Origin of the sequence: Accumulibacter sp. (assembly GCF_036625275.1) — a bacterium.
Taxonomy (GTDB): Bacteria; Pseudomonadota; Gammaproteobacteria; order Burkholderiales; family Rhodocyclaceae; genus Accumulibacter.
In genome coordinates, this window is the sequence record NZ_JAZKUD010000051.1 from 24,004 (window position 1) to 30,884 (window position 6,881).

The 6,881-nt window shown below is 64.9% G+C and carries 7 protein-coding genes and 1 pseudogene; 3 read left to right on the top strand and 5 right to left on the bottom strand.

Translation table 11 applies throughout. The annotated features are described in order from the left end of the window. The first annotated feature begins 2 nt into the window (after positions 1-2). Genes V5B39_RS14915 through V5B39_RS14925 form a run of 3 tightly spaced genes read left to right on the top strand, consistent with a single transcriptional unit; the run spans position 3 to position 3,144 of the window. On the top strand, positions 3-728 hold the full coding sequence (locus V5B39_RS14915) for an ABC transporter ATP-binding protein (RefSeq protein WP_332343661.1): 726 nt from the start codon (positions 3-5) through the stop codon (positions 726-728). Next, a complete protein-coding gene (locus tag V5B39_RS14920) occupies positions 710-1,918 on the top strand; it encodes an ABC transporter permease (protein WP_332343669.1) in 1,209 nt (402 codons plus the stop codon). Before V5B39_RS14915 ends, V5B39_RS14920 begins: the two co-directional genes overlap by 19 nt. Positions 1,919-1,938: 20 nt before the next feature. Then, on the top strand, positions 1,939-3,144 hold the full coding sequence (locus tag V5B39_RS14925; RefSeq protein ID WP_332343662.1) for an ABC transporter permease: 1,206 nt from the start codon (positions 1,939-1,941) through the stop codon (positions 3,142-3,144). Positions 3,145-3,207: 63 nt separating this feature from the next. On the opposite strand, the gene V5B39_RS14930 is transcribed toward V5B39_RS14925, so the two are convergent. From V5B39_RS14930 to phoU, 5 genes and pseudogenes are all read right to left on the bottom strand, one after another. Further along, a complete protein-coding gene (locus V5B39_RS14930; protein ID WP_332343663.1) occupies positions 3,208-3,954 on the bottom strand; it encodes an Lcl domain-containing protein in 747 nt (248 codons plus the stop codon). 322 nt (positions 3,955-4,276) lie between these two features. Next, a pseudogene (locus V5B39_RS14935) lies at positions 4,277-4,357 on the bottom strand (type II toxin-antitoxin system YoeB family toxin); the annotation flags it as partial. A 19-nt stretch (positions 4,358-4,376) separates the two neighbouring features. Then, entirely contained in the window at positions 4,377-5,723 is a 1,347-nt protein-coding gene (phoR, locus tag V5B39_RS14940) for a phosphate regulon sensor histidine kinase PhoR (RefSeq protein WP_332343664.1), read from the bottom strand. Next, positions 5,720-6,445, bottom strand: a complete 726-nt coding sequence (gene phoB, locus V5B39_RS14945) for a phosphate regulon transcriptional regulator PhoB (RefSeq protein ID WP_332343665.1) — start codon at positions 6,443-6,445, stop codon at positions 5,720-5,722. The genes phoR and phoB overlap by 4 nt, the downstream gene beginning before the upstream one ends. Further along, on the bottom strand, positions 6,442-6,881 hold a 440-nt coding region (gene phoU, locus V5B39_RS14950; RefSeq protein ID WP_332343666.1), incomplete at its 5' end, for a phosphate signaling complex protein PhoU. The genes phoU and phoB, both read right to left, overlap by 4 nt.

Below are 6,881 nucleotides of genomic sequence, written 5' to 3' on the forward strand. Positions count from 1 at the left end.
TGATGAGCGCAGCGCTGATCGAACTCTCCGGAATCGAGCGGGTTTTTCACCTCGGCGACAGTGAAGTGCACGCCTTGCGCCATCTCGACGTCCGCGTTGCGGCTGGCGAATACGTGGCCGTGATGGGTCCCTCCGGCTCGGGCAAATCGACGCTGCTCAACCTGCTCGGTCTGCTCGACCGCCCGAATGCCGGGACTTATCATTTTGCGGGCTGCGACGTTACCACACTCTCCGCCAAAGAACAGGCGCGCGTGCGCAGCGAGCGTATCGGCTTCGTCTTTCAGAGTTTTCATCTGGTACCGCGCCTCACCGCCGCTGAAAACATCGCGCTGCCGATGACCCTGGCGGGCATCGCGCCCCTTCGGCGTGCCGAGCGCGTCGCCCGCGCGCTGCGAGACTACGGCCTGGAGAACCGCGCCAACCATCGTCCGGATCAGCTCTCGGGTGGACAGCGCCAGCGCGTCGCGATTGCCCGTGCGACGATCATGCAGCCGGCGCTGATCCTCGCCGACGAACCGACCGGCAACCTCGATCGCAGCACCGGCGAAGAAGTGATGCATCTGCTCGAAGGACTCAACGACCAGGGCGTCACGCTGATCGTCGTCACCCACGATGGCGGCCTCGGCGCACGCGCGCGGCGCCAATTGTTGATGGCGGATGGCGTCCTGGAACAGGATCGATGGCGCAGCCCGCAGGGGTCGACCGACGCATGCGTGCTCCCGACCTGATCCGTTTCGCCCGCGATGCAGCCACCGGCAACCCGCTGCGCACCTTTCTCCTGGTCCTGGCAATGGCCATCGGTGTCGCCGCCGTGGTGGTGTTGACGGCGCTCGGCGATGGCGCACGCCGCTACGTGTTGAACCAATTCTCGTCGATTGGCAGCAATCTGGTGATCGTACTGCCCGGCCGCTCGCAAACCGGTGGCTTCAACCCCGGTAACGCCATCACCAGCACGCCACGCGACCTGACCATCGACGATGCCCAGGCGCTGCAGCGCGCCAGCGCCGTGCACCGCGTCGCACCGCTGGCGATCGGCACTTCCGAGATCAGCGTCGGCGGCAAGCTGCGCGAAGTCATGGTTGCCGGAACTACCGCCGAATTCATCGAGGTGCGCCGCCTGACGCTCGCACAAGGACGTTTCCTGCCACAGGGCGACTGGCGGCGGGGCGTATCCGAAGCCGTCATCGGGGCCAAGATACGCGATGAAATGTTCGCGCGCGAGGAGGCGCTCGGCCAGAGGGTACGCATCGGCGACCGGCGTTTCCGCATCGTCGGCGTTCTCGCGTCGACCGGCCAGGGGCTGGGCATGAATACCGACGAGTTGGTGATCGTACCAGTGTCGCTGGCGCAAGCCCTGTTCAACAGCAACACGTTGTTCCGCATCCTCGTCGAAGCCAGCAGCCGGGACAGCATCGACCTGGCCAAGGCACAGTTGGCTGAAATCATCCAACTCCGTCACGAGGGCGAACAGGACGTCACGATCATCACCCAGGACGCCGTCCTCGCCACCTTCGACCGCCTGCTCGGAACCATGACCCTCGCCGTTGCCGGCATTGCGGCGATCAGCCTGGCCGTTGCCGGCATCCTGGTGATGAACGTGATGCTCGTCTCGGTCACCCAGCGCACCCCCGAAATCGGCCTGCTCAAGGCACTCGGCGCCACTGGCGCAACGATCCGCAATGTCTTTCTGACCGAGGCGGCAATGTTGTCGGTGACCGGCGCCCTGCTCGGCTGCGTGCTTGGGCTGGCCATGGCGGCGACCATCCGTCAGCTCTATCCCGAATTTCCCGCCTTTCCGCCAGACTGGGCGGTACTGGCCGGACTCGGCACCGCACTTGGCACCGGCATCCTGTTTGGTGTGTTGCCGGCACGGCGAGCAGCGCGACTCGATCCCGTGCAGTCGCTGTCGAAACGCTGAGCTGCGGCAAGCATGATTCCATGATTCGCCCTGCTGACGGACTGCAACTCGCCTTGCGCGCCATGGCTGCACACCGCCTGCGCAGCTTTCTGACCCTCCTCGGGATCGCTGTCGGGATTGCCGCCGTGATCCTGCTGACCTCGATCGGCGAAGGGGTCCATCGTTTTGTCCTGGCCGAATTCACACAGTTCGGCACCAATGTGATCAGCGTTGCGCCGGGCAGGGTCAAGACCTCCGGCCCGGCGCCGACCGGCATCCCGACCTCGGTACGACCGCTGACGCTGGAGGATGCCCGCGCCCTCGGACGTCTGCCGCATATCACGGGCATGACCGCAACCGTATGGGGCAACACCGAGGTCAATGCCAACGGCCGCCTGCGCCGCACCACCGTCAACGGGGTCAGCGCCGAAATGCTCAAGGTGTTCAGCATCCGGGTCAGCAGCGGCCAGTTCCTGCCGGCCGAGGATGCCGATCACGCGCGCGCCTTCATCGTTCTCGGCGCAAAGCTCAAGGAGGAATTGTTTGGCACCGGCAATCCCCTCGGTACGCGGGTCCGCGTTGGCGGCCTGAGCTTTCGCGTCATCGGCATCCTCGAAGCCAAGGGGCAATTTCTCGGCATCGATCTCGACGACGCCGCCTACATCCCGACGGCCCGCGCGCTCGAACTCTACAACCGCGATGGGCTGATGAAAATCGACCTGTCATACGAGGAAGGGGTGCCGGCCGCTGGCGTCAGCGCACTGGTCAAGGCAACGCTCAAGGCGCGTCACGGACGCGAGGATTTCACCATGACCACCCAGGAAGACATGCTGCGGACACTGTCGAACATCCTCGATGTCCTGACCATGGCGGTTGGCGCACTGGGCAGCATTTCGCTGCTCGTCGGTGGCGTGGGCATCGTCACCATCATGACCATCGCAGTCTCCGAACGCACCGGAGAAATCGGCCTGCTGGTCGCTCTCGGGGCACCACGCCGCACCATCCTCGGCCTGTTTCTGGGCGAGGCAGTCATGCTCTCGGCGCTCGGCGGGCTGTTCGGACTGCTCCTCGGCGTTGGCGTCGCGCAATTGCTGCACCTGCTGTTACCGACCCTGCCGGTGCATACGCCACTCAGTTTCATCGTCCTCGCCGAAAACATCGCGATCGCCATTGGCCTGCTCGCCGGCGTATTGCCGGCCCGACGCGCAGCGCGCCTGAACGCTGTCGATGCGCTGCGTGCGGAGTGAATTCGACATTGGATCAACGCCGCAGGGGGCTACCGCCCCCTGCACCCCCGAAAGGGTCGAAGCCTACGAAGCGCCCAAGGGCCGACGCCGCCGCCCCAGCGCCAAGCCGGCCAGTCCCGCCCCGACGAGGGCAAGCGACATCGGCTCCGGCACCGCCCCAGCGGCGGCGACATCGCCGGGGCGAACCGCCCAGGCAAAGTACTCAGTGTTCTTGTAGAGGTAGCCCTGGTGGCCATTGGTGGGGGTGTAGAAGAATAAGGCCCAGGCGTGGAGGTCCGGAACGGGCGCGTACGTCGTACCGGACCAGTAAACGTAGGACTGCAGATTGTCGAAGGGAGCAGTGTGGACGAGGCCCCCGCCGGCCTGCTCGACGCACGACGTCGGGTTCCCGTTATCCGGTGTGCAGTACCCCAGATTGCCGAGGTTGACGTAGTACATGTAGGCCATCTCGGAATTCGGGCTGGTATTGCCGAAGCCGACATCGGTCGTCCCGTTGTTGCTAAAGTCGTAATTAAAAGCGGCGCCCACCGGGCCCACCGTCGGCAGACGCCAGTCGGAGTAATCAACGTTGCGAACGCTGTCGTGGTAGACCAGGCCGTCCGCCCAGGCGATGGCTGCGCCCCACTGCATGCGGCCGTCGGCGTCGTAGCCACTGGTCTTCGCGTAGTTGGCGTCCTTGAGCCAGGTAATCTTCAGCACATCGTCGTAAATCAGGCCGCCGCCGCGGTCATACAGCGTCGCCTGCGCCGTACCGCTGGCCAGCAGGCCAATCCCCGCGAGAATCGCGGCCAGCTTCTTCGTTCCCAACATGATTTTCTCCCTGAATGAGGTTAACAATGGGTTGCCGTAGAGCAGAAGCAAAAAGCATGCTACATAGCGCAAGCCTTTGATTGGCAAGGCAAGGCAAGGCAAGGCAAGGCAAGGCAAGGCAAGGCAAAAAGTGTAAAATTTTCCGACACTTTGGCGCCATCGGCAGGCGTCTTTGCAGCCCCCTGTCGGAGGACAGCCTATCCGCTCCCCGCATTGCCGGATGACGCATGGTGACGGATCACCGGCATGAGCACGCTTCTCGTGCAGGACTCGCTGGTCGGGCGGGTGTTGAGGATTGCCTTCGTCAGGCGCAGGGGAGTGGCCAGAAGCCGGACAGGGTTTCTTTCAGGGGTTCGGGCTTGCCAATGCCGACGAAGGGCTCGCGCAGGCCATCGTGGATCACGCTGGAAAAGTCATCACCGTCAGGCCAACGGCGGCAAACGCCAGGCCGGAAACTCGGCGCGGAAAGTGCTGCCCTCGCCGACCCGCGACTCGATCAGCAGGGCGGCCTGATGGCGTAGCAGAATGTGCTTGACGATGGCCAGACCGAGACCGGTGCCGCCGGTATCGCGCGAGCGACCCCGGTCGACGCGGTAGAAGCGTTCGGTCAGGCGGGGCAGATGCTCGGCGGCAATGCCGACGCCGGAGTCATGCACGGAAAAGACGCCGAGCCGATCGCGGGTTCCCCCTCGCTCGCGGGTTCCCCCTCGCTCGCGAGTTCCCCATTCGATGCGAATCTCGCCGCCGGCCGGCGTGTAGCGAATGGCGTTGGAAACCAGATTGCTGAAAGCGCTGTGCAATTCCTTGCGGTTTCCCCGCAGGGCCGGGCCATGACAAAGGACCTGGAGGCCATGCCGGCCTTCGCTGAGGCTCTGCGCTTCGGACAGCAACTGCGCCAGCAGCGGGTCCATATCGACTTCCTCCTCGCTCGCCGGTGCGTCTTCCGCTTCGAGCCTCGACAAGGTCAGCAGATCGTCGACCAGGCTCAGCATGCGTTTCGTCTGGTCGCTCATGATGCGCGCAAAGTACAGCCGCTGCTCGGCACTCATCGCATCACCGTCGGTGAAGTGTTCCAGAAAACCGCTGACCACGGTCAGGGGCGTCCGCAGCTCGTGCGACACATTGGCCACGAAGGTGCTGCGCATCGCCTCGACGCGGTGGGCATCGGTCACATCGAGACTGACCAGCAACTGCTTGTGCTTCCCCAGAGGGATGGCCCGGATGGCATAGACGCGGCTGCGCGCGGCCTGCGAGCGGAGGATGAAGGGAGCCTGCCCGTCGGGGCTGCCGAGGTAATCGGCAAAGCCCGGAGTGCGCACCCGTTGTTCGATGATCGCCCCGCCATCGCGTGGCAACTGGATGTTCAGGTGTTCGCCGGCGGCGCGATTGCTCCACTGGATCTGGTGGCTGGCGTCGAGGATGACGAGACCGTCGGGAACGGCATCCATGGCCTCCCGGAACGACTGCAGTTCGGCCTCGACCTCTTCGACCCGGCGGGCATCGTGATACACCCTGCGCGACAGCCTGGCGTAGACTTCGCCCCAGGCGCCACCGGCGTCAGGCACGCGGGCATGATCCGGGGCATCGAGCCACGCCGCCAGGACCGTCAGCCGCCGGATCTGCATCAGGACGATCAGCAACCAGCCGAGCGCTGCGACCGCCCAGCCCCAGGCTGCACCATGGATCAACCCGAGCAGCAGCGCCGGGGCAACGATCGGCAGCACACCGCTCAGCAGGATCTTCGCGAACCCCGGTACGGCAGCACTCATGCGGCCGGCAGTGGCGATGCCGGCGCGGCGCCGAGTTTGTAACCGGTCCCTCGCACGGTCTCGACCATCTGCTCGGCAGCTGGTCCGAGGGCGACGCGCAAGCGCCGGATGTGGATGTCGACGGTGCGGTCCTCGATATAGACGTGATCACCCCAGACATGGTCGAGCAGTTGCTGGCGCGTGTAGACGCGTCCGGCATTGGCCATCAGGAAACGCAGCAGCCGGAATTCGGTCGGGGTCAGGGTGATCCGCCGGCCGAGCACGCGCGCCTCGTGGCTGACGGTGTCCAGCTCGATCGGGCCAGCACTCAGCGTGCCCTTGACAAACTCGGGAGCGCAGCGGCGCAGTACCGCCTGCACGCGCGCCAGCAGTTCCTTGGTGCTGAAGGGCTTGACGATGTAGTCGTCAGCGCCGCCTTCGAGCCCGGCAACACGATCCGCTTCCTCGCCACGCGCGGTCAACAGGATGATCGGCATGATCCGCGTTCGCCGTTCGTTGCGAAGCTTGCCGACCAGCGCCAGCCCGGACTTGCCGGGCAGCATCCAGTCGATCAGCGCGATGTCGGGCAGCGTTTCACGCAGCAGCGTTTCGGCGGCTTCGGCGGTGTCGGCGCAAACTGGCTGGTAGCCGCCGCAGACGAGTGTGAAGCGCAGAAGTTCCTGAATGCCCCGGTCGTCCTCGACGACGAGCACCAGTGGCAGGCTGGAAACCGATGGGTTCATGCCTTCTCCGCTTTCCTGGCGGCGCTGCCGGAGTGCCGAACATCGATGCCGCTGACGGTGTAGATGACGTTTTCGGCAATATTGGTCGCGTGATCGCCAACCCGTTCGATGGCCTTGGCGATCCAGATGATGTCGAGCGCCTCACCGATCGTGCGCGGGTCTTCCATCATGTAAGTGACCAGTTGCCGCAGGATCGAGTTGAAAGCGGCATCGATCTCCTTGTCCGCCTGGATCACCTGGCGAGCCGCGTCGACATCCATGCGGGCCAGCGAGTCAAGTGCGCCCTGGAGCATTGCAGTGACCAGCCCCCCGCAATGATGAAGATCGGACAGTCGCGGGATGCGCTGCCCGCTGACCCGATGCAGCTTGCGCGACTTGTTGGCGATCTTGGCCGCCTTGTCGCCGCTGCGCTCGAGGTCGGTGACAATCCGCGAGA

Bases quoted from the DNA above. Each gene is read 5' to 3' on its own strand.
- phoB (WP_332343665.1), bottom strand. From the start codon at position 6,445: ATGAACCCATCGGTTTCCAGCCTGCCACTGGTGCTCGTCGTCGAGGAC.
- V5B39_RS14920 (WP_332343669.1), top strand. From the start codon at position 710: ATGCGTGCTCCCGACCTGATCCGTTTCGCCCGCGATGCAGCCACCGGC.
- V5B39_RS14915 (WP_332343661.1), top strand. From the start codon at position 3: ATGAGCGCAGCGCTGATCGAACTCTCCGGAATCGAGCGGGTTTTTCAC.
- V5B39_RS14925 (WP_332343662.1), top strand. From the start codon at position 1,939: ATGATTCGCCCTGCTGACGGACTGCAACTCGCCTTGCGCGCCATGGCT.
- V5B39_RS14930 (WP_332343663.1), bottom strand. From the start codon at position 3,954: ATGTTGGGAACGAAGAAGCTGGCCGCGATTCTCGCGGGGATTGGCCTG.
- phoR (WP_332343664.1), bottom strand. From the start codon at position 5,723: ATGAGTGCTGCCGTACCGGGGTTCGCGAAGATCCTGCTGAGCGGTGTG.